We start from the raw sequence: 24,597 nt of genomic DNA on the forward strand, positions 1-24,597 counted from the left end.
AGGATGACAGCGGTGCATTCGGTACTCGGTGAAAAAGTCAGGATGCCGGTCGAGATCCGCGATGCCGACGCGTGCGCGGCCACCTTTCTCGTCGATGCGGCGGCGGCGCGCGAGATCGTGGCGCCGACCGGGCTCGAACCGCTCACGGTCGCCGGCCGCGGGGTGTGCTCGCTGGTGTTCGTGCGCTATGTCGACGGCGACCTCGGTCCCTACCACGAATTCGGGCTCACCCTGATGGTGCGCGGACGAGACCGCGAGCCCGGCGTCTACATTCCGTGGCTACCGGTGAATCAGACCTTCACCTGCGCCGCCGGTCGGGAGATCTGGGGTTTCCCCAAGGAGATCGCCGATATTCGGATCACGCCGGTGCGCCGCGGGAAGCGGTGCGAGGTACGCATCGACGACCGCCTGGTGGTGGCGATGGAGGTCGGCGGCGGCGTGCCGTCACCGGGTGGAATGGGCGGCGCGTCGATCGCCGCCTACACCCTGATGGACGGCGTCCTGCGCCGCACCCCGTGGGTGATGAATCCGGCCCAGGTGCGAATGGGGTTGGGCGGCACCAGGATCGAGCTGGGCGATCATCCCGTGGCGCGGCAGATGCGGGCGCTCGGGTTGCCCAAGCGCGCGCTGTTCAGCAGCCGAATCGGGTTGCTGCGGATGACATTCGAGGACGCGTCCGTCGTGTGACGGCCGATCGCTCGAAGCGCTGCGCGGATCCGGCCCGACCGAGCGGGGCACGACAGATTCACCGAGCGGGGCTCGACAGATTTCCCGAGCGGGCTCGGCACATTCACCGAGCGGGCTCGACGGATTCTTCGGCAGGGTCGACGACCCGTCCGGCGCAGCCGGCTCATCGGCTCGGTACGGATTTCAGGAGGTTCAATGAGCAAGACAGCAGTGGTGACGGGCGCGGCCAGCGGAATGGGGCGGATGGCGGCCCAGCGGCTGGCGGCCGCGGGTTATCGCGTGGCCGCACTCGACATCAACGAGAACGGTCTGGCGGAGACGGCGCGGCGCTCGCCGAATATGAGCACCTACCTCTGCGATGTCGCCGACGACCAGGCGGTCCGCGCGGTAATCGACAAGGTCCGCTCCGATCTCGGGCCGATCGAGCACGTGGTGCACGCGGCGGCGCTGTGCCGGGTGGGATCGGCGCTGACGCATGATATTTCGGAGATGCGCCGGGTGATGGACATCAACTACGGCGGCACGGTCAACATCTGTCAGGCCATCGTGCCGGAGATGAAGAAGGCCGGGCGCGGGACCCTGGTGCTGTTCGCCTCGGTGGCGGGCTGGCTGCCCTCGCCGGGCCTGGCCGCCTACTCGGCTTCCAAGTTCGCGGTCGTCTGCTACCACGAAGCGCTGGCGCAGGAGTTGAACGGGACCGGGGTGCGGGTCATCTCGATCTGCCCGCCGATCGTGGAAACTCCGCTGCTGGACGGCATTCGGGCCGCGAACGAGGCGGTGGTGGCGGGGCAGAAGGGGATCTCGCCGGATCGGGTGCTGGACGCGGCCGAGCGGGCGGTAGCCGATCCGAAGGCGCCCCTGTTCGTCTTCCCCGGCCCGGCCAAACCGCTGTGGCTGGCCCGTCGCTTCGCGCCGAATTTCCTGCGCAAGCAGGTCACCCGCATGGTGCAGCCGGAGCTGTGACGGTGCCGACACTCTTCGTGCGAACCGCGGCCCGAAAGCGGATTTTCCCACCATCGGGCCGAGGTGTGCACGATCCGTTCGGCGGCCGGTGTCAGCGGCCCTTGAACTCCGGCTTGCGGCGTTCGGCGAAGGCGCGCGGGCCTTCCTTGGCGTCCTCGCTGCGGAAGACGGTCAGGCCGAGTTGCGCATCGATCTTGAACGCCTCGTTCTCGTGCATGCCCTCGGTATCGCGCATCGTCTTCAGAATCGCCTGCACCGCCAGCGGGCCGTTGGCGTTGATCTTCTCGGCGATTTCGAGCGCCTTGTCCAGGGCGGTCCCGTCCGGCACCACGTGTCCGATCAGGCCGTATTCCTTGGCTTCGGCGGCGGTGATGTGGCGCCCGGTCAGCAGGATGTCGGCGGCCACGGTGTAGGGGATCTGGCGCGGCAGCCGGACCGCCGAACCGCCCATCGGGAACAGGCTCCACCGGGCCTCGGACACACCGAATTTCGCGCTCTCGCCGGCGATTCGGATATCGGTGCCCTGCAGGATCTCGGTGCCACCGGCGATGGCCGGGCCCTCCACCGCGGCGATCAGCGGTTTGGTGAGCCGGCGGCCCTTGAGCAGGCCGGGAATGTTGGTGGGATCGAAGGCTCCACCCGCACTCATATTCTTGGCCGGATCCTGCTTGGTCATGGCCTTCAGGTCGGCGCCCGCGCAGAACGCGCCGCCGGCGCCGGTGAGGATGCAGGACCGGATCTCCGGGTCGTTGTCGACGGTGTCCCAGGCCTGCACCATCAGATCGAGCATCTCGGCCGAGAGCGCGTTGCGCACGGCCGGGCGGTTCATGGTGACGATCAGGGTGGCGCCGCGTCGCTCCAGCAGCGCGTGGGGTTCTGTGTTGCTACCTGTTTCAGTTGCTGCCGTCGTCATCGCCGACCCACTTTCCTCATGGCATTACTCGTGTTTTGCGGACGAAGTTACCCCGCACCGTTGTACAGAACAATAACGTGTTCTAGTTTGGATCATGGTGACCGCCGTCACGGGCGGCAAGTTAGGGAGATCGCTGATGGAGACAACGACGCACAGCGGCGGCGCAGCCACGTCGCACAGCGGCGCGACCACACTGCCCCCGCGCATCACGAAGGCATTGATCGACCGCCTGACCGGGATGGTGACTGCCGGGACGGCCGGCGCCGCGCGCGAACCCTACGAGATGATCGAGGTGTACACCGGCGCCGTCGTCGGTGAGCTGCCGCAGTCCTCGCCCGAGGACGTCGTGGCCGCGACCGAGAAGGCCCGCGCGGCCCAGCGGGAGTGGGCGAGCCGGTCGGTCAAGCAGCGGCTGCGGGTCTTCGAGAAGGCCCATGAGCTGATCCTGTCCGAACTCGACACCATCGCGGATCTGATTCAGATCGGTTGCGGTAAGACGCGGCGGATGGCGATCGAGGAATCGTGCGATCCGCCGATGGTGATCAGCCACTACCTCAAACACGCCGAACGCATCCTGAAGCCGGTCCGCCGCGGCGGCGCGATGCCCATCATCTCCACCTCCACCGAACAGCACCGTCCCAAGGGCGTCGTCGCGGTGATCGCGCCGTGGAATTTCCCGTTCGCGATCTCGATCTCCGATTCGGTGCCGGCGCTCATCGCGGGCAACGGCGTGGTGATCAAGCCGGACAACAAGACCGCGCTGTGCACGCTCTACGGCGTGGAACTGCTGCGCAAGGCCGGGCTGCCGCGCGATCTGATCCAGGTGGTGTGCGGCACCGGACCCGATGTCGGGCCCACCCTGATCGACAACAGCGATTTCGTGATGTTCACCGGCTCCACCGCCACCGGCCGCACCATCGGTGAGCGCGCCGGCCGCAACCTGATCAGCTGCAGTCTCGAGCTCGGCGGCAAGAATCCGATGATCGTGCTGGAGGACGCCAACCTCGACGAGGTGATTCCGGGCGCGATCTTCGCGGTGTACGGCAACTCCGGCCAGGCCTGCATGCATATCGAGCGGATCTATGTGCACGACCGCATCCACGACGAATTCGTGCGTCGATTCGTGGCCGCGGCAGCGGAATTGGGGTCGAAGGCGGGTGCGTCCTATACCGCCGATCCGGAATTCGGCTCACTGGTGTCGGTGGATCACATGCGGCGCGTGGCGGCGCATGTGGACGATGCGGTCGCCAAGGGCGCGACCGTGCTGACCGGCGGCAAGCCCCGCCCGGATATCGGCCCGGCGTTCTACGAGCCGACCGTGCTGACCGGCGTGACCCCCGAGATGGAGCACGCGACCGTGGAGACGTTCGGGCCGGTCGTCACCATCTACCGCTACACCGACGAGAACGAGGCGGTTCGTCAGGCCAACGCCACCACTTACGGTCTCAACGCCAGCATCTGGAGTTCGGACCTGGCCCGGGCGGAGCGGCTCGCGGACCGGCTCGAGGCGGGCAACGTCAATGTCAACGACGGTTTCGTCGCCACCTACTCGGCGAAGATGACGCCCTCCGGCGGGGTGAAGCAGTCCGGCGTCGGTACCCGGCACGGCGATGCCGGCCTGCTCAAATACACCGACACGGTCAATGTCGGCGTGCAGAAGAAGCAGGTGCTCTCGGCCCGGGCGGGCATGCCGTTCGAGAAACAACTCAAGAGCACCCTGCTCACCCTGCGGCTGAGCCGGCGGCTGCGCATTCGCTGAGACGGCATCCGGCTTCGCCGACCGACGCGGAACGGGCCCGTTCGTCTCCACGAACGGGCCCTTCCACTGCCCGGCGGCACGTGGCGATCGATGCCGATCGAGCCGGGACGGCCGGAGGTGTTCCCTCCTACTTCACGCCGATCGGCTTACCGAAGAACGAGGCGAAGGTTTCGCCGAAGGTGGCGGCCAGCATCTGGAAACCGTTGGGGTCCAGCAGCAACCAGCCGGCGTCGGCGATGTGACAGCCCGGCTGAGCGGGAACGCCGTTCAGCCGGTCCCGCAGCCACAGCATCGCCGCGCCACCACCGGAGATTTCGGTCGCGACATGCTCGGCGAAGTGCTCCCGGGTGTATTGCACAGTGGCGGAAGGGTTTCGGCAGTAGCTGCCGACCAGGTCGTTCACCTGGCCGACCGGGATGATCTCGTCCGGATTGCCCTGCCAGATGTACATCGGCATATCCGGCACCGATTTGCCCATCCGGGTCTTGTCCAGCACATCCACGACCGCGGGCTGCTGCATCGGATCACCCGGCACGCGCAGCATCCCCTTCAGATTCAGGAACGGCAGTAACGAGCTCACGTACTGCACACACAGTCCGCTCTGAATGGTGGTCAGGCCCTTGCCCAATGGGTCCATATGCTCGTCGACAAAGCGGGCGAACTCCGGATACTCTCGGGTGAGTCCCATGATCGCGGCCAGCACCAGGCCCGAGGTCGCCTGGCCGTTGGCCACATTCAGGGTCATTCCGAGGTCGGCCGGGACTCCGCCCTCGGCCGCACCGACGATATTCAGCTCCGGCGCGTAGCTGCTTTTCAGCTCGGCGGCGTGCCCGGTCGCGATCGCGCCACCGGAGTAGCCGTAGAGACCGATCCGGGTGTCCGGTCGCAGCCGCATCGGCTCGAAGTCGCGGGCCGCGCGCACCCCGTCGAGGGTGATCCGGCCGGCGAGTGGGCCCGCGGCGTACGCGTTGTTCGGCCCCTCGTGATCCGGGATCACCACCGCCCAGCCCTGCTGCAGCGCACCCTGTGCGATGACGAATTCGGCCGGGGCGACGATTTGGCCCAGGAACGGGGCGGCCGAGAAGTGCTGGATCGCATAGGAGGGCGCGCAGTACCCGGCGAGCGAATCCTCGGCGATCTGCATGGAGACCAATTTGTCCGGGGCTGAACCGCGTGGTTTCAGAACTGTGGCCACCGCCGGGATCGGCTGGTCGCGACTGTCGTTCGATCGGTAGGAGATCTGCCACGCGTCGACGTTGACCGGGATCAGGCCCAGATTTGCCACCCGGACCTCCCGGGCGGCGATGATCTCGCCCGGCTGCTTCGCGGCGACGATGTCGGCCGCCGGGTGGTAGAAGCCCGGGTCCAGTTCCGGTGGCAGCGGAACGGGAACGGCGGGTGCGACCGGTGCGGGGTCGGCGATGGCATGCGGTGGCCGGGCCGTCCCGCCTGACAGGACGGTCAGCGTCATGACCGCTGCGAGTACGCCGGCCGTCCGGCGGATGCGACGCGTCCAGGCTTCGGTCACACTCGTCTCCTTCGCTGATGCGAGACTGTTCCGTCTCACATGTGCAGCGAACTATGGCACAGGTGTGATGGCCGTCGCAAGAACCTGGGCGCGAATGGAGGGAAGCCGACGGTCAGGCGGTTTCCTCGCTCGCGGTGGGCGCCCAGCGCTGCTCCACCTTCGCCAGGCGCCAGTAGGCCACCGCGACGATCCAGGCCACGACGAACAATGCGACGATCGCGAATCCGGCATTGTTCAGATCGATCCCCGCGATCCACTCGGCGATCGGCCCGCCGAAGCCGGTGTCGTCGTGCAACACCTTGATCAGCTCGATCGAGCCGATGAACAGCGCCACCGCGATCGACAGCGCGGTGATGGCGAGGTTGTAGAAGATCTTGCGGACCGGGTCGGAGAACGCCCAGTCGTAGGCGACATTCATGAACAGCCCGTCCACGGTGTCCATCAGGCTCATCCCCGCCGCGAACAGCAGCGGCAGGACGACGATCGCGTACCAGGGCAGCCCGGCCGCGGCGCCGGAACCGGCCAGCGCCAGCAGGGCGACCTCGGTCGCGGTATCGAATCCCAGGCCGAACAGCACGCCCACCGGATAGACGTGGACCGGCCGCCCCACCATCCGCATCACCGGCGCCAGCAGGCGGGCGAGGAAACCCCGAGAGTCGAGCGCGGCCTCCAACTCGGCGTGGTCGTAGCCGCCGTCCCGGCGCAGCCCCCGGAACACGCGCCAGATGCCGACCAGCGCAACCACATTCAGCAGACCGATCAGATACAGGAACGAACCCGAGGCGATCGTCGAGATGGTGCCCAGCGTCTTGCGCGTCGGCGATTCGTCGTCGACCAGCGTGCCCACCACGTGCGCGCCCGCGACCACCAGGGCGGCCAGGGCGAACACGATCGTGGAATGGCCCATCGCGAACCAGAATCCGACGGATTTGGGACGTTTGCCGTCGCTCATCAACTTGCGGGTGGTGTTGTCGATGGCAGCGATGTGGTCGGCGTCGAACGCGTGTCGCAGCCCGAAGGTGTAGGCCGTGATGCCCAGTCCGATCCCGAAGACCTCGGTTCCGATTCGATAACCGTGCGGCGCGATAGCGCCGAACAGCAGACCGAAACCCACCACGTGCATCAGGGCGACCACGCCGAGCAGCACGGCCGCGTCCAGCCAGTCCCGCCGGGTCCAGTCGCGGAGGACATCGCGAAGCATTCGGCGACGAGTGGACATGTGCCACAACCCTTCTGGGGAACCCGCGTCCCCGTCCGTGCACAGCGACGAAAGGGGTCTGGCTGACAGCGTGGGCTGAACACAGTGGCGCGACCGCACCGGAATTGCACCGGTTTCCCGTTCCCATCGCGAGAACTTGTCTGCGGACTATATCAACGACCGGCCCCGTACCGGCCCGGCGTTCGTCGTCCGGTGCTGCGCCGGAGCCGGAAAATGCCGAGGTATACCCCCGAAAGTGGCGAAAGTAGGGGAGACTCGGCGTAACGCAATGTGTAGGTCGGCAGTCGGTCGAAGTCGTCGGTGTTTTCGCGCAGTGTCAGGGGAACCTCATGTCGCAGCCCTCTGCCGCGTACCCGAGTGTGGTGCCGGTCGGAGTGGATACCGCTCGTGCCAGCATCGCCCGCGTCTACGATGCGGCCCTGAACGGCAAGGACAATTTCGAGGTCGACCGCGAAGTGCTCGCACAGGTGCGCACCGTCGCACCGCAGGTTAACGATCTGGCCTGGGCCAATCGAGACTTTCTGATCCGTGCCTGCCGTTTCCTGGCGGCGCAGGCCGGTATCGAACAGTATCTGGACCTGGGCTCCGGGCTGCCGACCGCGGAGAACACCCATCAGGTGGTGCAGCGAATCCGGCCCGAATCGCGGGTGGTCTATGTCGACAACGACCCGATGGTGTTGGCGCACGCGCGGGCCCTGCTCGAGGAGAATCCGCGGACCAGCATCGTCTCCGGCGACATCTTTCGCCCGCACGAAATATTGACCAACCCCACCGTGCGCGCCGAATTGGATTTCACCCGGCCGGTGGCCCTTTTCCAGATCGGCACCCTGCACCATTACCTGGGCGACGACGGGCCGGCGCTGATGCGGACCTATATCGACGCACTGCCCTCGGGCTCCTACCTGGCGATCGCGCATTTCTACGATCCGGAAGAACCGGGCCTCAGCGAGCTGGCTCGCAAGATGGAGGACAAATTCGTCCACAGCCCGATGGGTAGCGGGCGGTTCCGCACTCGTGCGCAAATCCAGGCGATGTTCGGCGATCTGGAGATGGTCGAACCCGGTCTCGTGCTCTGCGACGACTGGTGGCCGGACGGTCCCCGGCTGACTCCGCTGTCCGACGTGCGGCGCTGCATCGTCGCCGGTATCGGCCGTAAGCGCTGATCCGGCTGCCGTTCAGTACGAGCCGCCGGGCCCGGCGGCCTTGATGCCGTGATGGAGTTCGGCGACGTCGGGGTGGGCGCGGGTCCGGGATTTCCAGGCGTTCTCCCCGTAGGTGTCGAAGATCGGATTGGCCGGGTCCGCGGTGACGCCGCGGGCAGCGGCGGCCAACTCCGGCGGCAGCGGCAACAACGGAATGCGGGCGTCCAGCGCCGGATTCAGGAAATACGGGATGGAGATCCGATCGGTGCCGGGTTCGGGCGCGAGCACCCGATGCCGGGTCGCCCGTAGATAGCCGCCGGTCGCGACCTCGAGCAATTCGCCGATGTTGACGATGAACGCGCCGGGCAGCGGCGGGACGTCCACCCACTCCCCGGACGACAACTCCACCTGCAGCCCATGCGAATCCGGCTCGACGAGAAGCAGGGTCAGCACCCCGGAGTCCTTGTGCGCGCCCACGCCCTGCGGGTTGTCCGGGTTGCCCGGGTAGCGCACGACTTTGATCAGAGTCGACGGTCGATCGGCGAAGGCCGGATCGAAGAACTCCGCCGGGGCGCCCAACGCCGCCGCCCAGTGCCGGAGCAATGCGCGCCCGACCGCCGCGAGGGATCGGTCCCACGCCTCCACGGCGGGGCGGAGTTGCGGAAGCGCGGAGGGCCACAGGTTGGGCCCCTGGAGTCGCCAATACCCTTGTGCGTCCGGGATCGCCTCGGCCTCGGGGCCGATATCGATCTGTTCACGCCAGTCGACCTGCCCGTTCGTCAGCTCCCCACCCAGCCGGGAATATCCGCGGAACTGCGGGCTCCGCAGTTGGCTGATCTCCTGTTTCGCCGCCTCCGGTAGTGCGAAGAATCGTCGGGCGAGGGCGAGGAGTTCGTCGCTGCGCGCGGCCGAGACGCCGTGACCGGTCAGGTAGAAGAAGCCGAATTCGTGCGTGGCCGAGCGTAATTCGGAACGGAAGCGCGCCGGATCGGAATCCGCGGTCGCGAGATCGAGTACCGGGAGTATGCGGTCCACCATCGAAAGCTCCCTCCTCGTGCCGTCCGCATCAGCTTTACCGCGAACGCGCCTGCCTCGAAAGGGTTGGGCTCGCGGCGAATTCAATTGTTCGTGCGGTGCGGCCCGCGTATTCGGTGCTACCCGCCGGAACGGAATCCGCATGATTCAAAGGGGTCGGTTCCATCGTGGCGGCTCCTATGCTCGGCCGAGCCGACCGGCACCTCCGTGCCGTCGTGCGCAGTGTCGAGAGGAATTGTTGATGTCCGGTCGTATCCGCACCGCATTATCGATTGTCGCAGCCGGTACGGCTGCCACGTTGCTACTCGCCGCGTGCGGCAGTGGCGGATCCGCCCATACCGAGAACGGGGTGACCTCACTGCGGTATCTGGGCTGGACCGACCAGGTCACGCCACCGGAACTCGCGGAAAGTCTCGGATTCTTCGACGGCAAGATCAAGCTGGATTGGTCCGGCAACACCATCAGCGGGCCGCAGGAGATCCAGACCGCCGCCACCGGGCAGATCGACTTCGGCGGCGCCTTCGCCGGCGCGGTGGCGAAACTGGCCGGTGCCGGGGCGCCGATCACGGCGGTGATCAACTACTACGGCTCGGACGAGAAGTCGTTCCAGGGCTACTACACGCTCGACAACAGCCCGATCCGGACCGCCGCCGATCTGGTCGGCAAGAAGGTCGGCGTGAATACGCTGGGCGGGCAGAACGAGGCCGATATCCACGACGCGCTGAAGAAGGCGGGACTGAGCGTCGAACAGATCAAATCGGTGCAGCTGGTCGCGTTGCCGCCGCCGAATATCGAGGCCGCGCTACGGCAGGGGCAGATCGATGCCGCCGCACTGAACGGTCAATTCCAGCAGCGCGCGGTCGCCGTCGGCGGGATCCGCCCGATATTCACCGAGCTCGACGAATACGGCGGGCCGATCAACGGCGGGCCCTACGTGTTCCGCAACGATTTCATCGCCAAGAATCCCGATGTCGTCCGCACCTTCACCACCGGTGTCGCGAAGGCGTTGGAATGGGAGCGCGTCACCCCGCGCGATCAGGTGATCGCGAAGTTCACCGAAATCATCAACGGGCGGCACCGCCCCGGGGAGGACACCTCGACGCTGAAATACTGGCTGTCCGTCGGTGTCCCGGCTCGGTACGGCAAACTTTCCGACGAGGATTTCACCCGCTGGCAGAGCTGGCTGGAGGACACCGGGGCCATCGATCACAAACTCGAGCCCGGCAAGTTCTACACCAACAAGTTCAATTCGCTGCTGCAGCAGGATAATTCGGGCAAGTAGGCAACGGCGTCGGGGGACTCTCGTCCGAACCGAGTACGGACGAATGGGTCGCCCCGGCGACGATCGGGCGCAGTCCCGTGCGCCAGGCCCGAGCGAAATGGCACGGCGGTACCGACTTCGTGCCGTTTGGTGCGGCATCATGGGTGCACATGAGCGAGTCCGTATCCACCGGCGGCGGTCGCGGGGTGGCGCACCGCCTGGTCCCGATGATCGGCCGCGACCCGGACGAGCCGGGGCGCGTGTCCTCCCCGTTGGAGCTGCTGTTCGATCTGACCTTCGTGGTAGCGGTCGGAACCTCGGCGTCGTACTTCGCCGAAATGGTGGCGGCCGGGCATCCGGGCAAGGCCGTGGCCGCCTTCATCCTGGCGATGTTCGCGATCGTCAACGCGTGGATCAACTTCAGCTGGTTCGCCTCCGCCTTCGCGACCGACGACTGGCTGTACCGGGTCCTGACGATGGTGCAGATGATCGGGGTGGTGGTATTCGCCCTCGGTCTGCCCGCGATGTTCCATTCGGTCGAGCACGGCGAGCATCTCGAGTTGCGGGTGATGATCATCGGCTATGTCGTGATGCGCGTCGCGATGGTGCTGCAGTGGTGGCGCGCCGGGCGGGAATCGCCCTCGTTCCGGCATGTCGGTTATGCGAGTATCCGCTGGACGATCATCGCTCAGGTCGGCTGGATCCTGGTCGGTTTCGTCAGCCTGCCGATTCTCGTTGCCGGGGTGGGCTGTGTGCTCCTCGGTGTGCTGGAGTTACTGGTTCCGGTGTTCACACAGGGGCGGGCGAGCGGAACTCCGTGGCATCCGCATCACGTCGCCGAACGGTACAGCCTGTTCGCGATCATCGCGCTCGGCGAGGGCGTGGTCGGCACCGTCGCCTCCTCCGGCGGACTGCTCGGCGGCGCCGACGGCACCGAATGGAGCGCCGCCGCCATCGCGATCGTCGTCGCCGGCGTCGGACTGACCTTCGGTATGTGGTGGGTGTATTTCACGACGCCGTTCGGTGAGATCCTGGTGCACCGGCGCGACCGCGGTTACCTGTTCGGCTACGGCCACATCCCGCTCTTCATGGGAATCGCGGGCGCCGGGGCGGGGCTGCACGTGGCCGGTCTGCAGTTGGAGCACCATTCGCATATCGGTCCGGTCGCCGTGGTCCTGTCGCTGGCCCTGCCCGTAGGCCTCTATCTGCTGATGGTCTACCTGCTGCACACGCTGTTGCTGTCCGCGCCCGACCCGTTCCACGTCCTGTTGATCGCGCTCACGGCCGTGGTCTTGGCGGTCGCGGTCGTCCTGGCCGCCGTCGGCGTCTCGATCGCGATCTGTCTGCTGGTGGTGATGATCTCCCCGTTCATCACGGTCGTCGGCTACGAAACCGTCGGCCACCGCCATCAGCGGGCGATGCTCGATGACCTGGGAGTCGAGTAATTCGGCGCCGACCTACCGGACCGGGGGTTGCTGCGGCCACTGCGGGGCCTGATGCTGCGGCGCATAGTTCGGCTGCGCATAGTTTTGAGGCGCCTGGTGCTGGGAGGCCTGGTTCTGTGGTGCATAGCCCTGCGGTGCATAGCCCTGCGGTGCATGGTTCTGGGCCTGGCTCCACTGGTTCTCGGGCTGCTGCGCCCGATTCCACAGGGCCCCCGGCCCCGCCTGCGTCACCGCGGCGTCCGGCGCTCCCTTCCCGGACCCCTTGACCACGCTCACCACCAACAGCACCGCGCCGGCGACGAGAATGAGGATCCCGAGGATCACCATCAATCCGATGATTGCAACCACGACTGCAGTTGTAGCACGGCGATCGGCACCGTGCGCGAAATCGGCTCCGCGATGGGGGAATTCGGGTGCCATGCCCGGTCGGAGGTGAGCTGATCGTGCAAACCTCGCCGAGTCTTCGGGTTCTCCCCCTTTTCCGCGGGGGTTTGCACGATATGTTCGGCCGCCCGGGATCAGCGTCGGCGCACGGTCACCACGACGTGCTGGGAGCGCAACCGGAAAGCAAGAGGCCCTGACCAGTGGATTGGTCAGGGCCTCTGCCGTGTCTCCACACACGAGTCGGGGTGACAGGATTTGAACCTGCGACCTCTTCGTCCCGAACGACAGGTCAGGCTGTTTTCTCTGAGTCTGGTAGGTGCCGAAATTGTTGGATCTGCTGCCTGATCAGGTAGCAGTTTCGATGGTGGCGTTGGGGCGGATTGAGCCAATCCGATTCTGTTGCGGACGAACTGCGGACCGTTGCGATCGTCGCAGTGAACGGTTGGGATGGGCGCTTGAGTCCGCTCGGCGATGTTCGCCGGGGCATGATGTTCGCCTCAAGAGTTCCCCGACGGATCTGCATCGTCAGGATCTTGCGGCGTGATTCGGCGCGTGAGAACTCGACCGTCATAATTCGGGTTTTTAGCGACCAGCCGTTCGCGGACTGGTGCGCCGCCCACCGGTCGGACCACAACGTAACCCGGACCCGACTCGATAGCCTCCACTCGGTCGCACCGTTCCTCCACTGTCGCGTCCAGTTCGATCCTGTGCCCATCCAACTGAATCGTGAACGGAGCGAACGCGATCAATTCACTCTCACCAGTCATCGGGACGTCCGGATTGTGTTGGACGACACGAAGTGTCTCCCAGTCCCGTTCGATAGGTCCTTCTGCCTCTGTGAGCGCTGCTGCGCGCTGGAGCATATCGAGTTCTGCGCCTGTGACAGATTCAGGCACTTTGAGCTGGAAGGCGCACCACCGTTGCGCGGTCATGATGTGTTGCGCAATCATCGCCCAGTCTTCGGCAGCTTGGGCATCCTGGCTCCGCCGCGGGGTGGGTTGTGGTTCGACCAGCGCTGGCCCGCATGGGATGCCAACGCCTACTTGGTATTCGCCGGACCACAAGAACTTGGCGAACCACAGTGAGGCGAGTATTCGGTGCGGAAGCTGTCCAGCGATCGGGACCTGCCAGGTATTCAACCTCAAGGCCGGCGGATCGAGCTTGATGGTTAGGTCGACACCGATCGCGCCAGCAGTCCCGGTCATGTTCCGGCCTGCGGCTCCTTCGGTCGTCACGATATCGACCACCTCGACGAATGGCGTTATCTCGGCCTGTCGTTCTTCCTCCGAGGCGGGCATCAGGTGGAGCGCCAAGCTTTCCCACGGGCTCGGCACGGTCTGGTCTGGTAGGTGGACAATCACATCGCCAAGCGGTAGCGAGACGCCAGGCGGGCCCACCGCCGCAGTGACCCGCGCCGTTACAGGCTCCGGCGGAGCTATGCCGTAGTCGACAAACGCCTGCAAATCTTCGCGATTGTCGTCGCCGACAGGCAGTTGAAGGTCGACACGCATCGGTGAAGGATTGAACTCTTCAGCCTCGACCGAAACCACTGAGACCGTTGTCCGTACAAAGTAACGGTCGGATACCCGCCGATAGTTCTCCAAGCTGGCGCCGGTGGTGAAGAGCGAACGACCCTCGACAGCCGGTGGTGTCGGCACCTCCTCAGCGGGGACCAGTGTCAGGCGATACTGGTAGAACGGGCTGATCTTATCTAGCTCTTCTTGCAGCTGGAGGTATCGCGCTGCGAACACCTCAAGCCCTTCTGCTTCCGTCACGCCCTGCGCGCGCGGAGTCAATGCGGTAAGAGAAGCGAGAAGCTTGTTGATCTTCTCGACCCCATCCTCGAAAAACAGTTCGACCAGGCTGCGATGCCGGGAGCACATCCCGTCGAGATGTTCGCGACCGAACCACTGCACCGGGAAGGTTGCATCCTTGGCGAGTTCGTCTTTTAGCCACTTCTCGCGTTTCTCGGTGGGGCCCCACGGCATCGTCAGGAACCAGCCGGTGATCTTGTTGGTTGAACCGAAGCTAGTGTTGACGCGAGCCCACGAGTCCTCGATGCTCTTCACCTGCCTGGACGTGGGTGCCGAAACGTACTTCTTCACCTGATAAACGTCGAATCCATCGCCATTCGGGACTTTGATGTCGACGCCACCGTCGCCTTGCGCAGGTGTGATTCGGGTTCCGCCGGGATGGTCGAGAAGGATCATCGCGGCGATGAATCGTTCGACGTCGTCGCCTTCAAGGTCGCCCCAGGGCACCCTGGCCATTGTCACCTCCGCCGTAGTGAACCATCACGACCCTTGCTGGCCGGTCGGGTTTCATGTCAGATCAGTATGAGCGGGAGCATGATTCGTTACACCGAGGAAGTGCTGACCATCGCGTCGACGTCCTTCGTGCTGCTGTCCGCCAAATCGTCGCTGAAGCAGTCGATCCCCGGCGATTTCGATGAAATGGTCTTGGTGGACTGAGATTTGGTCGGACTGTGCGCCCCCAAAACCATCCCCCACCAGTGGTTTTCGTGTGGTGTCGCAGAGCGACAGTTGGCATTTGGACTGTGGGGGAGGGTTTCGGGGGCGGATTGTGTATTACTGAGCTGACTGGACGAAGAGACCGGCACGGGGAGAGTGGTTGCGAGACTTGGACAGGCTGTGGTTGGGAGACCCGGCACATGGATGACCGGCACCGGGGAAGTTGGTCGGCTGTTCCGGTGAGATGCCCGTCTTCCGTTGATATGTCAATCCATGAATCGCGCGACGGCAATCGTCTTGTCGTCGTGGCGCTTGGCGCGAGGCAGCTTCGCTCCGCTCGGATCGATCTCGGCTTCCCATCTCTGGCACCGGGCGAGGAGGTCTGTTAGCTCGGCGGAGCCGAGCGGGGCGATCTCGTGCCATGGAACGTCGAGGGCTGCTATCAAGTCGGCAGCGCCGTCCGTGGCGAGGATGATCCAGGCAACCTCGGTGACTACTAAAGACTTCGTTAAGGCGTGACGTGCGGCTGTCGGATTGGCCGAGGCGATCCAATAGCCGCCCGGAACGTTTCGGTAAGTGCTTTGTGTCTCTTGCAGTTTTGCAAGTAGCGACCGGTGCGCTTCGTCGTATCCGCTGCCGGTACGAAGGCGAGATCTGTACTGCTCAGACATTGGGAGTCCGAGCTTTTCGAGCCGATCGTCGCAGAGAATTTCAGCCGGCGAGCCGTCCGCACGTCCGATGACGATGAGGGAATCGCCCAGCGCGAGGGCATCGAGCCGTCCCGAATCCTCTCGCATCCTGAGCCACGCAACGGTGGACGATGGCCCAGACCCGTTCTTAGCGTCCATGCCCAACGAGAGTGCCGTGTCTCTGATTGCGTCTTCGAGGATCTCGACCGCGGAGGCTTCCGGTCGCTCGTTGGCGGTGATACTCGCGCCCAACTGCTGGGCATAGCGACCGGCGGGCACGTCGCTTCCTGCGAAAGACGTGGCTCCGTCGAGCACGACCACGCTGTTCGAAGTGATGACGATGCGATCAGCGTCCGAACTGGCTGGCAGCTGAGCGAAGTGGACTTGCAGGTTCACCATGGGTACGGCCCGGCAACGAGTTTGCTACCGGTGATCGTGTAGTCATCGTCGAAGTCGCACTCGACGAGCCCGGCGACAAACCTCGAGCCGGCGTCGTAGATCGTCGCCACGTTGCTGTCCAGCCAGTGGGCCACGCCGAGTGAGCCGACGCTGGTGATCCCCGCGATATGGACCACGACGCGGTCCTGTGCGACGCGACGTGAGAAGTAGCCGACGTCGCGGTGGTCCGCCGAATTGCGCTGGAACTGCGAGGAATGCCGCAAACCTGTACGGGCGTCACTGATCGACCACCCCTCATCGGTGTTCTCGAATGCCAACACCTCATCGTCGGCCAACAGGGCGTGGGCGAGTGGCGCCGATTTCGGTCCACAGACGACGATGACATCGCCCGCCGGGATGTCGCTGCTGTCGGGATCGACAACGAACGTGCTGGAGGCGAGCGACAGCCGCGTAAGGATCCGGTCGAGCGCGTCCCGGGTTGCCTGATCGGTGGCATCGAAAAAGGGCCTTCGGCGCCCCTCCTCGAGGCCAAACCGTCGCGGGATGCCGATGGCGACCGGACCTACGCCGAAGAAGGCGCGCTCGGGCGGTGGTGCGCTGGTTCGGATTTGGCTGATCCGGCCTTTGGTCAATCCGAGCAGTTCGGCGATTTCGGTATAGCTGCGGCCGTACGCTGAGTGAGCTTCCTCGATCGCGGCTTTGCGCAGTCTGGCCAGCTCCGTAGCCCGTTGCTGGTACGCGACGATCAGTTCACCAGCGCGTTGTGCACGCCGGATCGGATCCGCGTAACCCCGGATCTCATCGAACTCGTCTCGGATAGCCACGTCGCCGAGTTTAGAGGCGCTTGACGCCGACCTCAGGGCTACTTACCATCGGTTTATGGCCTATAAACAGCGTCTCTTCTTCCTTGCTCAAGCGGTTTATGGGTCATAAACCACAGTGGTCGGTGGTGAAGAGCTCTAGGTCTGGGACTCCTGCGGAGCAGTCCGTACGAGTTGCTCGCGAACGTAGGTCATTGGTTGGCGGTTTTCGAACGGAGGGGTGAGCGATGCGATTTCAGCCGACCGCACTCGGGTGGATCGATCCAGAGGCGAGTATTGCGCCGGTCTGGGAGCGGGCGCAGGTTGCACGGCTCGCGCGGCAGTTGGGTTACATGCTGGAGTGGCCGTCCGATGACAGCGTGCTGAGCCTGGTCGATGTCGTCATCGCTGCCGACGTCGATGCATTGATCACACCGGCGCCGAATCATCTCGATGCGCTGCTACTCGACCGGCTGATGCATGTGGTGACAGTCGAAACCGTCTGGCCGCGTACATCATTCGATCGATGGTGCGCGATCGGCAATTGGGCATGAAGCCGCCGGAGATTGCAATCCTAGCTGTGCTCGAGCCGGGAGGAGTGCTTTCGACCGCCCAGATTCAGCGTCAAGCGGCTTTGTCGGCATGGCGCGCTCGCCGGGTGCTCGAGCAGTTGCGGGGTCGTGGGCTCGTGCTGGTCGATCCTCGCAGGGGGTGCTGGCAGATAAGCGCGCGGGGGCGGGCGTTCGTGGCGAAGCGGAGCCGATCCTCATGAGTGGATGGACGTTGTTGGGCTTTGCGGTCGCGGCAGGTCTACCGCTGGCAGTTCTCATCGGAGCGTTGTTCTGGCCTGTGCGCGAAGGCGACGAACCCTTGGACGAAGCCGAGAAAAGTAAGAGGCCCTGACCAGTGGATTGGTCAGGGCGTCTGCCGTGTCTCCACACACGGGCCGGGTGACAGGATTTGAACCTGGGATCGGGGCATCGGTGCGGGCAGTGCCGCTGAGCTGCGAATTCGTGTCGCTTCGTATCACCTGTTTGTGGCCGTTGTCAGGGCGTTCGTTGTCTTCCCGCCGCCTCGGCTGGTGGCAGATGGCTTAGTGCATACAGCGCAGTCTTCGGCCCGAGGTGGGTAGCCGCTGCACGTCGCCGCAGCGTGTTCGATGAACGCATCGATTGCGGCTGTCGCCTGCATCAAGCGCTCGTCGCGATCCTCCCGGCTCTCGGAATGGTAGATCGCCCGGGTTGACCAATCGCCTGGTGCCCAAGTTTTTCAAGGTGAACATCGCTGCTCAGCAGCTTGATACGAAGCAATTCGGTCCGTGCGGCTGCGCGCTGCGCATGTGCGGCCGCCGTGGCCGCTCGAGCGTCACGTCGATCTGCGAGTGCACTTCCGCGGATCTGTGTGAGGGTTCGGAATCTCGTTCGCCCCATGACGGAATGGCACCGCACAAGCGCTCCTCATCGGGCACGAGAACGTTGCCGCGGCCTACGAGTAATACAACGGCAAGACCCACGATCGGCGCGGTGCGTCGGTAGATGGGCAACGAGTGAACCGCCATGCAGCTTCCTGCTGCTTCGGCGGGCGCTGACGGGATGACAGTGATCCGAGAAAGCAAGAGGCCCCTGACCATGTGGACTGGTCAAGGGCCTCTGCCGTGTCTCCACACACGAGTCGGGGTGACAGGATTTGAACCTGCGACCTCTTCGTCCCGAACGAAGCGCGCTACCAAGCTGCGCCACACCCCGTGAGTTGAGCCTGTCGTAGCTTACAGCAGGGGCGGCCGGAACATTAAATCCGCTGGTCAGCGGGCAGGAAGGGGGCGGATGCTGGAGAGGATGCGCTTGGCGGTCTCCTTGTCCAGGGCCTTGTCGACGCCGGTGTCGGCGGCGATGGTCATCACGAAGTTTCCGTTCTCGCTCGGGAAGGCGAAGGCGTAGATCGAGAACGTGGTCGCACAGCCGGGTGCCGGGGGCGGGGCGCTGCCCGTGGTCTCGACGAAGGAGCCGTGCAGCTGGCCGTCCAAGGAGACCATCGGCTCGGCCGTGCCGGGCTTGGCGACGGAATTGGTCCAGCCGAAGGTGGCCATCCGAGTGCCGATATCGGCGGCCGCCGCGGCCGGGTCGGCCTGTCCGGACATGGTCAGGAACGCGTTGGTGCGGGTGTAGCTGGGGCAGTAGTTCTTCCCGTCCTGCGCCAGGCCGGCGATGACCAGTGGGTTCGATCCGGTGCCCCAGGTCGCCGTCCCCGCCGGGTCGACCTTCCAGTCGGCCGGCGCGTCATAGGCCGCACCGCGATCGAGGATCTGCACGACCTGATAGCCCGGAATCACCGGCGATGCGGCGGCGGGCGCCGGTTTCGCCGACTTGGACGGTGCGGAAGTCGTTGTCGGAGCCGCACTTCCGCTGGTCAGGGCGCTCACCATGGACGGAGTCCGGGAGCCGGCAGTGGCCGTCGGCTCCGAGCCGCGACCGGCCACCACCGCGACCACGACCCCGGCGACGACCACGAGCACCATGCCGATCCCGCCGAGCAGCAACGCTTTCCGGCGGCGCGGCGGCGGAGAGCCGGGCTCGCCCGCCACGGGCAGCATGGCCGTGGGCGGATGCTGCGCCGGCGGCATGGACCACGACGGGGGCTGCTGGGGTGTCGGCGGTTGCGGATGCGGCTGCAGATTGTGACCGAATTCCGGTTGCTGCGGTGGAAGATTCGTGCCGGGCGAGGGTGACCCGGCGACCGGACCGGGCCGCGGTGCACCCGCTCCGATCCCGAATGCCATTGTGGGCGCATCGGTTCCGCTGAACCCCGGCCCGGGATGCGGGCCGGCGGGCACAGGTCCGGGGGGAGCTGCCGGGTGGGACATGAACTCCGTCGTCGCGGGAGTGTGGTGGTCCGCCGGGCCGCCGGGGCCTGGGTTCATGACCGGCCGTGCCCACGGGGAACTCTGCGGTGCAAGATGATTCGCGTCGGGCGCGCCGAACGGAGGGTGGGAAGGTGCCGCACCCTCGGCCGGCGGAGAGCCGGCCGGATGCCACTGGTTACCCTGCGCCGCAGCGGGACTCGCGTCGTGCGGACCCCGCTGATCCTGCCGTGGCGCCGCGCCGGGCGCGCCGGGCATACGCCGAATCGCTTCGGTCGGTGCCGAACCGGAGTCCGGTGGGGTGGGTCCTCGCATCGCGCTCGGGTCGTCGTGCTGCTCGAACCCACTGCTCACCGTGTACCCCTGCCTGCTCTCGTGCCTCGGCAGGTCACACTAGCGCGCCACGGCCTCCGACTCCGACACCCCATGGCCACTGTCGGCGACGGGCCCCTTGGGCGGCGCGGCGACCAGCGTCAACAGGGTGGCCTCGGGCCGGCAGCAGAACCGGTACGGCGCCCACGGCGAGGTGCCCAGACCGGCCGATACGTGCAATCGGGTGTGCGCCCCCCACCGCGAGGGCCCCTTCACCCGAGACCGGTCGATACCGCAGTTGGTGACCAGCGCGCCGAATCCGGGCAGGCACAGCTGGCCGCCGTGAGTGTGACCAGCCAGCACCAGGTCGTAGCCGTCACCGGCGAACCGGTCCAACACCCGCGGCTCCGGCGAGTGCGTGAGACCGATGCTCAGATCGGCCAGCGGATTCGGGCTTCCGGCGATGGTGTCGTAGCGGTCGCGCGTCAGGTGCGGATCGTCCACTCCGGCGGTGGAGATCTTGATTCCGGCGACCTCGAGATCGCGCCGCACATGGGTCAGATCGAGCCAGCCGCGCTCGGTGAACGCGGCGCGCAGATCCTGCCACGGCAGCGGATCACCGTGCACACGCTTGTGGTTCTTGTCGAAATACTTCAGCGGATTCTTCGGAACCGGCGCGAAGTAGTCGTTACTGCCGAAGACGAAGATGCCCGGCCGCGACAGCAACGCCGACAACGACTGGACCACCGCCGGCACGGCCTTCGGGTGCGCGAGGTTGTCACCCGTGTTGACGACCAGATCGGGTTCCAGGGCCGCGAGTTCGCGAATCCAGGCCTGTTTGAGCTTCTGACCGGGGGTCATGTGAAGATCGCTGATGTGGAGCACGCGTAGGCTCGACGAGCCCGGCTGGAGCACCGGCATCGTGGCCTCACGAAGGACGAAGGCATTGCGTTCGATCAGCGAGGCATAGCCGATTCCGGCCACTGCGGTACCGGCGGCCGCGGCGGCGACCTTAGCTCCGGAGCCCAGCGCTGCTCGTCGAAGTGCGGGGGACGAGAATACGGGCATCAGCCCAGAATAGGCGACCTGTGTGACGAATACCGAGTGTGATTCCGCACAGGCATCCGGATTGTGCCGCTCACCGGTGAACTCCGTGCCGCTCGACACGCGTGCCCGCGTGGTAAATGCGGTGGGAGGGCACACTCGCAGCGGCTACCGTGTGGCGCATGTCGGAACTCAAATCGAAGTTGCGCGCCGATCTGACCACGGCGATGAAGGCCAAGGACGCGCTGCGGCTCAACACGCTGCGCATGCTGCTGGCCGCGGTGCAGAACGCCGAGGTCGCGGGCGCCGAGGCCAAGGAACTGACCGATGCCGAGGTGATCGCCGTACTCGGTAAGGAGGCCAAGAAGCGCAACGAGGCCGCCCTGGTCTACGAGCAGGCGGGCCGCGGCGAACTGGCCGCCAACGAGCGGGCCGAGCAGGAGATCATCGACGAATACCTGCCGACCCCGCTGACCGACGCCGAGGTCGCCGATATCGCCGACACCGCGATCGCCGAGGTGGCCGAACAACTCGGCGAACGGCCCGGGATGCGGCAGATGGGCCAGGTCATGAAGGCCGCGACCGCGCTCGCCGCCGGCCGTGCGGACGGTTCGCGGATCTCGGCCGCCGTGAAAGCCCGGCTGTAGTTCCGGCCTCTCGTGCCTCGCTATCGAGGTATCGGAATCGGGATGGGAATCGGTGGCAGCCTGGGCACCGGGGGCAGACCGGGCAGCACCGGCGGGGCCGGTGCCGGGCCCGGACGCGGAATCTCGCGCTGGGTGCCGTCGCTGACCAGCACTGTGATCACCGAGCCCGGAATCGCGGATCCGTTCGGCGTGGTGCCGGTGACCGTTCCCTTGGCCGCCGAACCCGGGGAGGTCACCACCGACACCTGGAAGCCCGCGCCGATCAGGACCGAGCGCGCCTCCGCCTCGGACATGCCGGTCACGTCGGGAATCTGCGCGTTGTTGGAACCGCGTACATATTTGTCGTCCACCGGTGGCAGTGCCGACGGCGGGAACTTGTCGAGCACCGGCTTGATTCCGGTGAACCAGCTGCGGGCCGGCTCGTTACCGCCGTAGAGGTTACCGTCACCGCAGCTGCGCAGCGGGAACGAGCAGATCTCGCCCGGGGTCGGGGAGTCGCCGTAGATGTAGGCCGCGCCGGCCATCGAGTTGGTGAAGCCGAGGAAGGCCGAAGATCGGTGGCTTTCCGTGGTTCCGGTCTTCGCCGACACCGGCACGTTCCAGGCCGCCGCATGGGCCGAACCGGCTGCGGTACCACCGATCGCGTCCTGGCTCAGGGCATTGGCCAGTGTATTGGCCAGGCCGGGCTCGACCACCTGCTCACAGGCCTGCTGAGTGAGCGGCACCTGCTTGCCGTCACGGTCGAGCACCTCGGCGATCGGCGAGGGCGGGCACCATTTGCCGCCGGAAGCCAGAGTCGCGGCGACGTTCGACAATTCCAGCGGGTTGATGGCGACCGGGCCGAGCGTGAACGATCCCAGGTTCTGCTGTTTGAACATGTCGGCCAGGCTCTGGTTGCCGTGACCGGAGGTGCCGGCCTCGGCATAGGTGCGCATACCCAGCCGGATCGCCATATCGACGGTCGGGGTGACTCCGACGTCCTGAATGAGTTTCACGAATGCCGTATTCGGCGACTGGGCCAATGCCTCGGTCACCGACATCGGCGATCGGTAGTTGCCGGCGTTCTTCACGCAATAGGTCGCGGGCGGGCAGCCGGCGGCGCCACCGTTACCCATACCCTTCGCCGCGTAGAACGAGGGCACGTCGAGCTGGGCGCTGATTCCCAGTCCCTTCTCCATCGCCGCGGCCGTGGTGAAGATCTTGAAAATGGAGCCCGCGCCGTCACCGACCAATGAATACGGCTGTGGTTGGACCGTTTCGTGCTTGCCCTGATCCAATCCGTAGGTCCGGCTCGAGGTCATCGCGAGCACGTGATGGGAATCCTGGCCGGGGGCGATGATGCTCATGACCTCGGCGATATCGTCGAGATCCGGTGGCGTCACCGCGCTCACCGCGGCCTTGACCGAATTCTGCACCGCCGGATCGAGGGTGGTGCGAATCAGATATCCGCCCTTGTCGATCTGGTCCTTGCTGATTCCGGCATTGGCCAGATATTGCAGGGCGTAGTCACAGAAATACCCGCGGTCACCTGCGGCGATGCAGCCGCGCGGCAGGCCCTTCGGCTCCGGCAGCACACCCAGCGGCTGCTCCTTGGCGGCCCGGAATTCGTCCGCCCGGCTGGGGATGTTCTGAATCATGGTGTCCAGCACGGTATTGCGCCGTTCCAGCACACCCTTGGGGTTCGTGTACGGGTTGAGTTTCGAGCTGGACTGGACCATGCCGGCGAGCATCGCCGCCTGAGCGACCTTCAAATCCTTGGCATCGACGCCGAAATAGGTCTGCGCGGCGTCCTGAATTCCGTACGAGCCGTTACCGAACGGCACCAGATTCAGGTACCGGGTCAGGATCTCGTCCTTGGTGAGTTCCTTCTCCAAGGTCAGCGCCATGCGAATTTCGCGCAGTTTACGAGCCGGGGTGGTTTCGATCGCGGCGCGGCGCTCGGCATCGGTCTTCGCGACCACCAGCAGCTGGAAGTTCTTCACGTACTGCTGATCGATCGTCGAGGCGCCCTGCTGCACCTCGCCGCTCGAGGTGTTGGTGAGGAATGCCCGCAGCGTGCCCTGCCAGTCGACACCGCCGTGTTCGGCGAAGCGTTTGTCCTCGATGGAGACGATCGCCAACTTCATATCGTTGGAGATCTTGTCGCTGGGGACCTCGAAACGTCTCTGCTCGTACAGCCAGGCGATCGGGGCCCCGGTCGCGTCGACCATCGTCGACACCGCCGGTGCGGTGCCCTCCACCAATTCCGCGGAAACGTTGTCCACGGCATCGGCTGCCCGGTTCGACATGTACCCGAAACCGCCGGCAAGCGGGAACAGCAATCCGGCGACGAGTACGGCCGCTAGGACGCAGGCGCCGGCGAGCCTCGCGAGCGTTTGTGAGATCGGCACGCGCCCCAGCCTAATTGGCCCTCCGTCACACGTGCGGTGCGCGGTCGGGGGTGAGCCATGACGGCTGGTCGGGACCGCTGTGCAGGGACGGGCGTACCAGAAAATCCGGGCATGGTCTTGCGCTCGCCCCATACCTTTACCTAGATTGAGAACCTAGTGTGATAGAGCTAACACTCAAAGTGGAATGTGGTGCGGAACGCAGCGGGGTTGGGTTGCTGTGGGCTGCACGCGATTCCGGAGCGCCGTTGACCCGGTGTTCGGACTGCAAAGGGGCACACCAAATGCACATGACTACCCCCATCGCTCGATTGGACGTGGAGCAGGCCGAAGCGAGAATCGCCTGGGTGTCCCAGGCCCGATGCAAGGAAGTGGATCCCGACCAGTTGTTCGTGCGTGGTGCCGCCCAGCGCAAGGCGGCCACCATCTGTCGGCACTGCCCGGTGCTCATGGAGTGCGGTGCCGACGCTCTCGACAATCGAGTGGAATTCGGTGTGTGGGGTGGGATGACCGAACGGCAGCGGCGAGCGCTGCTCAAGCAGCATCCCGAGGTGACCTCCTGGGCGGACTTCTTCCGGGCCCAGCGTCAGCAGAAGGTCGCGATGTAGTCGACGAGCAGAACGGTCCGAGCCCGCGGTTGCGGGCTCGGACCGTT

General features: G+C 65.6%; 22 protein-coding genes and 1 tRNA gene. 10 read left to right on the forward strand and 13 right to left on the reverse strand.

The features are described 5' to 3' along the window. The first annotated feature begins 3 nt into the window (after positions 1-3). Positions 4-687 (forward strand): acetoacetate decarboxylase family protein, encoded by a 684-nt coding sequence (locus ON37_RS01530; RefSeq protein WP_040715601.1) that lies wholly within the window; start codon positions 4-6, stop codon positions 685-687. Between the two features lie 195 nt (positions 688-882). Beyond that, positions 883-1,650, forward strand: a complete 768-nt coding sequence (locus ON37_RS01535; RefSeq protein WP_040715602.1) for an SDR family NAD(P)-dependent oxidoreductase — start codon at positions 883-885, stop codon at positions 1,648-1,650. Between the two features lie 91 nt (positions 1,651-1,741). Here ON37_RS01535 and ON37_RS01540 read toward each other — a convergent pair whose 3' ends face one another. Then, complete coding sequence (locus ON37_RS01540) at positions 1,742-2,563, reverse strand: crotonase/enoyl-CoA hydratase family protein (protein ID WP_040715605.1); 822 nt, start codon at positions 2,561-2,563, stop codon at positions 1,742-1,744. Between the two features lie 136 nt (positions 2,564-2,699). Here ON37_RS01540 and ON37_RS01545 point away from each other — a divergent pair, with 136 nt between their 5' ends. Continuing rightward, positions 2,700-4,322 carry a succinic semialdehyde dehydrogenase gene (locus tag ON37_RS01545; RefSeq protein WP_051031033.1) on the forward strand — a complete coding sequence of 541 codons (1,623 nt, stop codon included), beginning with the start codon at positions 2,700-2,702 and terminating at the stop codon, positions 4,320-4,322. 127 nt (positions 4,323-4,449) lie between these two features. Here ON37_RS01545 and ON37_RS01550 read toward each other — a convergent pair whose 3' ends face one another. Beyond that, positions 4,450-5,793, reverse strand: coding sequence for a lipase family protein (locus tag ON37_RS01550; protein WP_051031040.1), 1,344 nt, complete (start codon positions 5,791-5,793; stop codon positions 4,450-4,452). A gap of 169 nt (positions 5,794-5,962) precedes the next feature. Then, positions 5,963-7,069 carry a Nickel transporter NicT gene (gene nicT / locus ON37_RS01555; protein WP_040715608.1) on the reverse strand — a complete coding sequence of 369 codons (1,107 nt, stop codon included), beginning with the start codon at positions 7,067-7,069 and terminating at the stop codon, positions 5,963-5,965. Positions 7,070-7,398: 329 nt separating this feature from the next. Between nicT and ON37_RS01560 the strand changes: the two genes are divergently transcribed. Further along, positions 7,399-8,232 carry an SAM-dependent methyltransferase gene (locus ON37_RS01560; protein WP_040715612.1) on the forward strand — a complete coding sequence of 278 codons (834 nt, stop codon included), beginning with the start codon at positions 7,399-7,401 and terminating at the stop codon, positions 8,230-8,232. 12 nt (positions 8,233-8,244) lie between these two features. Here ON37_RS01560 and ON37_RS01565 read toward each other — a convergent pair whose 3' ends face one another. After that, complete coding sequence (locus ON37_RS01565) at positions 8,245-9,237, reverse strand: isopenicillin N synthase family dioxygenase (protein ID WP_040715732.1); 993 nt, start codon at positions 9,235-9,237, stop codon at positions 8,245-8,247. Between the two features lie 250 nt (positions 9,238-9,487). On the opposite strand from ON37_RS01565, the gene ON37_RS01570 reads away from it, so the two are divergent. Continuing rightward, complete coding sequence (locus ON37_RS01570; protein ID WP_085997206.1) at positions 9,488-10,528, forward strand: ABC transporter substrate-binding protein; 1,041 nt, start codon at positions 9,488-9,490, stop codon at positions 10,526-10,528. A 149-nt stretch (positions 10,529-10,677) separates the two neighbouring features. Beyond that, positions 10,678-11,952, forward strand: coding sequence for a low temperature requirement protein A (locus tag ON37_RS01575; RefSeq protein ID WP_040715613.1), 1,275 nt, complete (start codon positions 10,678-10,680; stop codon positions 11,950-11,952). Between the two features lie 12 nt (positions 11,953-11,964). On the opposite strand, the gene ON37_RS01580 is transcribed toward ON37_RS01575, so the two are convergent. Next, positions 11,965-12,300 carry a hypothetical protein gene (locus tag ON37_RS01580; protein WP_157171322.1) on the reverse strand — a complete coding sequence of 112 codons (336 nt, stop codon included), beginning with the start codon at positions 12,298-12,300 and terminating at the stop codon, positions 11,965-11,967. Between the two features lie 533 nt (positions 12,301-12,833). Beyond that, positions 12,834-14,606 (reverse strand): hypothetical protein, encoded by a 1,773-nt coding sequence (locus ON37_RS01585; RefSeq protein WP_157171323.1) that lies wholly within the window; start codon positions 14,604-14,606, stop codon positions 12,834-12,836. A gap of 78 nt (positions 14,607-14,684) precedes the next feature. On the opposite strand from ON37_RS01585, the gene ON37_RS34425 reads away from it, so the two are divergent. Continuing rightward, a complete protein-coding gene (locus ON37_RS34425) occupies positions 14,685-14,807 on the forward strand; it encodes a hypothetical protein (protein ID WP_281004666.1) in 123 nt (40 codons plus the stop codon). A 266-nt stretch (positions 14,808-15,073) separates the two neighbouring features. Here ON37_RS34425 and ON37_RS01590 read toward each other — a convergent pair whose 3' ends face one another. Together ON37_RS01590 and ON37_RS01595 are read right to left on the reverse strand one after the other, a co-directional pair. Then, complete coding sequence (locus ON37_RS01590; protein ID WP_040715621.1) at positions 15,074-15,895, reverse strand: protein phosphatase 2C domain-containing protein; 822 nt, start codon at positions 15,893-15,895, stop codon at positions 15,074-15,076. Continuing rightward, the gene (locus tag ON37_RS01595; RefSeq protein ID WP_040715623.1) at positions 15,889-16,719 is read right to left on the reverse strand and encodes a nitrogenase iron-molybdenum cofactor biosynthesis protein NifE; all 831 of its coding nucleotides are present in this window, start codon (positions 16,717-16,719) and stop codon (positions 15,889-15,891) included. Before ON37_RS01595 ends, ON37_RS01590 begins: the two co-directional genes overlap by 7 nt. Positions 16,720-16,943: 224 nt before the next feature. Here ON37_RS01595 and ON37_RS01600 point away from each other — a divergent pair, with 224 nt between their 5' ends. Beyond that, entirely contained in the window at positions 16,944-17,249 is a 306-nt protein-coding gene (locus ON37_RS01600; RefSeq protein ID WP_040715626.1) for a hypothetical protein, read from the forward strand. A 636-nt stretch (positions 17,250-17,885) separates the two neighbouring features. On the opposite strand, the gene ON37_RS34860 is transcribed toward ON37_RS01600, so the two are convergent. The 4 genes from ON37_RS34860 to ON37_RS01620 all read right to left on the reverse strand — a co-directional run bounded on the left by ON37_RS34860 (position 17,886) and on the right by ON37_RS01620 (position 20,932). Beyond that, a complete protein-coding gene (locus tag ON37_RS34860) occupies positions 17,886-18,125 on the reverse strand; it encodes a hypothetical protein (protein WP_505785195.1) in 240 nt (79 codons plus the stop codon). 241 nt (positions 18,126-18,366) lie between these two features. Beyond that, positions 18,367-18,440: transfer RNA gene (locus tag ON37_RS01610), tRNA-Pro, on the reverse strand. A 56-nt stretch (positions 18,441-18,496) separates the two neighbouring features. After that, on the reverse strand, positions 18,497-19,471 hold the full coding sequence (locus ON37_RS01615; protein ID WP_040715630.1) for a DUF8017 domain-containing protein: 975 nt from the start codon (positions 19,469-19,471) through the stop codon (positions 18,497-18,499). 474 nt (positions 19,472-19,945) lie between these two features. Beyond that, positions 19,946-20,932 (reverse strand): metallophosphoesterase, encoded by a 987-nt coding sequence (locus tag ON37_RS01620; protein WP_040715737.1) that lies wholly within the window; start codon positions 20,930-20,932, stop codon positions 19,946-19,948. A 158-nt stretch (positions 20,933-21,090) separates the two neighbouring features. Between ON37_RS01620 and ON37_RS01625 the strand changes: the two genes are divergently transcribed. Further along, positions 21,091-21,555 carry a GatB/YqeY domain-containing protein gene (locus tag ON37_RS01625; RefSeq protein ID WP_040715632.1) on the forward strand — a complete coding sequence of 155 codons (465 nt, stop codon included), beginning with the start codon at positions 21,091-21,093 and terminating at the stop codon, positions 21,553-21,555. A 20-nt stretch (positions 21,556-21,575) separates the two neighbouring features. Here the strand turns inward: ON37_RS01625 and ON37_RS01630 are convergent, their stop codons facing one another. Then, on the reverse strand, positions 21,576-23,945 hold the full coding sequence (locus ON37_RS01630; protein ID WP_040715635.1) for a penicillin-binding protein: 2,370 nt from the start codon (positions 23,943-23,945) through the stop codon (positions 21,576-21,578). A gap of 281 nt (positions 23,946-24,226) precedes the next feature. Here ON37_RS01630 and ON37_RS01635 point away from each other — a divergent pair, with 281 nt between their 5' ends. Continuing rightward, positions 24,227-24,550 (forward strand): WhiB family transcriptional regulator, encoded by a 324-nt coding sequence (locus tag ON37_RS01635; protein ID WP_030516437.1) that lies wholly within the window; start codon positions 24,227-24,229, stop codon positions 24,548-24,550. Positions 24,551-24,597: the final 47 nt, after the last annotated feature.

It is taken from the genome of Nocardia veterana NBRC 100344, assembly GCF_000308855.1.
Lineage (GTDB): Bacteria > Actinomycetota > Actinomycetes > Mycobacteriales > Mycobacteriaceae > Nocardia > Nocardia veterana.

Bases quoted from the DNA above. Each gene is read 5' to 3' on its own strand.
- ON37_RS01575 (WP_040715613.1), top strand. From the start codon at position 10,678: ATGAGCGAGTCCGTATCCACCGGCGGCGGTCGCGGGGTGGCGCACCGC.
- ON37_RS01615 (WP_040715630.1), bottom strand. From the start codon at position 19,471: ATGGCATTCGGGATCGGAGCGGGTGCACCGCGGCCCGGTCCGGTCGCC.
- ON37_RS01625 (WP_040715632.1), top strand. From the start codon at position 21,091: ATGTCGGAACTCAAATCGAAGTTGCGCGCCGATCTGACCACGGCGATG.
- ON37_RS01535 (WP_040715602.1), top strand. From the start codon at position 883: ATGAGCAAGACAGCAGTGGTGACGGGCGCGGCCAGCGGAATGGGGCGG.
- ON37_RS01550 (WP_051031040.1), bottom strand. From the start codon at position 5,793: ATGACGCTGACCGTCCTGTCAGGCGGGACGGCCCGGCCACCGCATGCC.
- ON37_RS34860 (WP_505785195.1), bottom strand. From the start codon at position 18,125: ATGGGGCGAACGAGATTCCGAACCCTCACACAGATCCGCGGAAGTGCA.
- nicT (WP_040715608.1), bottom strand. From the start codon at position 7,069: ATGTCCACTCGTCGCCGAATGCTTCGCGATGTCCTCCGCGACTGGACC.
- ON37_RS01530 (WP_040715601.1), top strand. From the start codon at position 4: ATGACAGCGGTGCATTCGGTACTCGGTGAAAAAGTCAGGATGCCGGTC.
- ON37_RS01600 (WP_040715626.1), top strand. From the start codon at position 16,944: ATGCGATTTCAGCCGACCGCACTCGGGTGGATCGATCCAGAGGCGAGT.
- ON37_RS01585 (WP_157171323.1), bottom strand. From the start codon at position 14,606: ATGGCCAGGGTGCCCTGGGGCGACCTTGAAGGCGACGACGTCGAACGA.
- ON37_RS01540 (WP_040715605.1), bottom strand. From the start codon at position 2,563: ATGACGACGGCAGCAACTGAAACAGGTAGCAACACAGAACCCCACGCG.
- ON37_RS01590 (WP_040715621.1), bottom strand. From the start codon at position 15,895: ATGGTGAACCTGCAAGTCCACTTCGCTCAGCTGCCAGCCAGTTCGGAC.
- ON37_RS34425 (WP_281004666.1), top strand. From the start codon at position 14,685: ATGATTCGTTACACCGAGGAAGTGCTGACCATCGCGTCGACGTCCTTC.
- ON37_RS01570 (WP_085997206.1), top strand. From the start codon at position 9,488: ATGTCCGGTCGTATCCGCACCGCATTATCGATTGTCGCAGCCGGTACG.
- ON37_RS01560 (WP_040715612.1), top strand. From the start codon at position 7,399: ATGTCGCAGCCCTCTGCCGCGTACCCGAGTGTGGTGCCGGTCGGAGTG.
- ON37_RS01620 (WP_040715737.1), bottom strand. From the start codon at position 20,932: ATGCCCGTATTCTCGTCCCCCGCACTTCGACGAGCAGCGCTGGGCTCC.
- ON37_RS01545 (WP_051031033.1), top strand. From the start codon at position 2,700: ATGGAGACAACGACGCACAGCGGCGGCGCAGCCACGTCGCACAGCGGC.
- ON37_RS01635 (WP_030516437.1), top strand. From the start codon at position 24,227: ATGCACATGACTACCCCCATCGCTCGATTGGACGTGGAGCAGGCCGAA.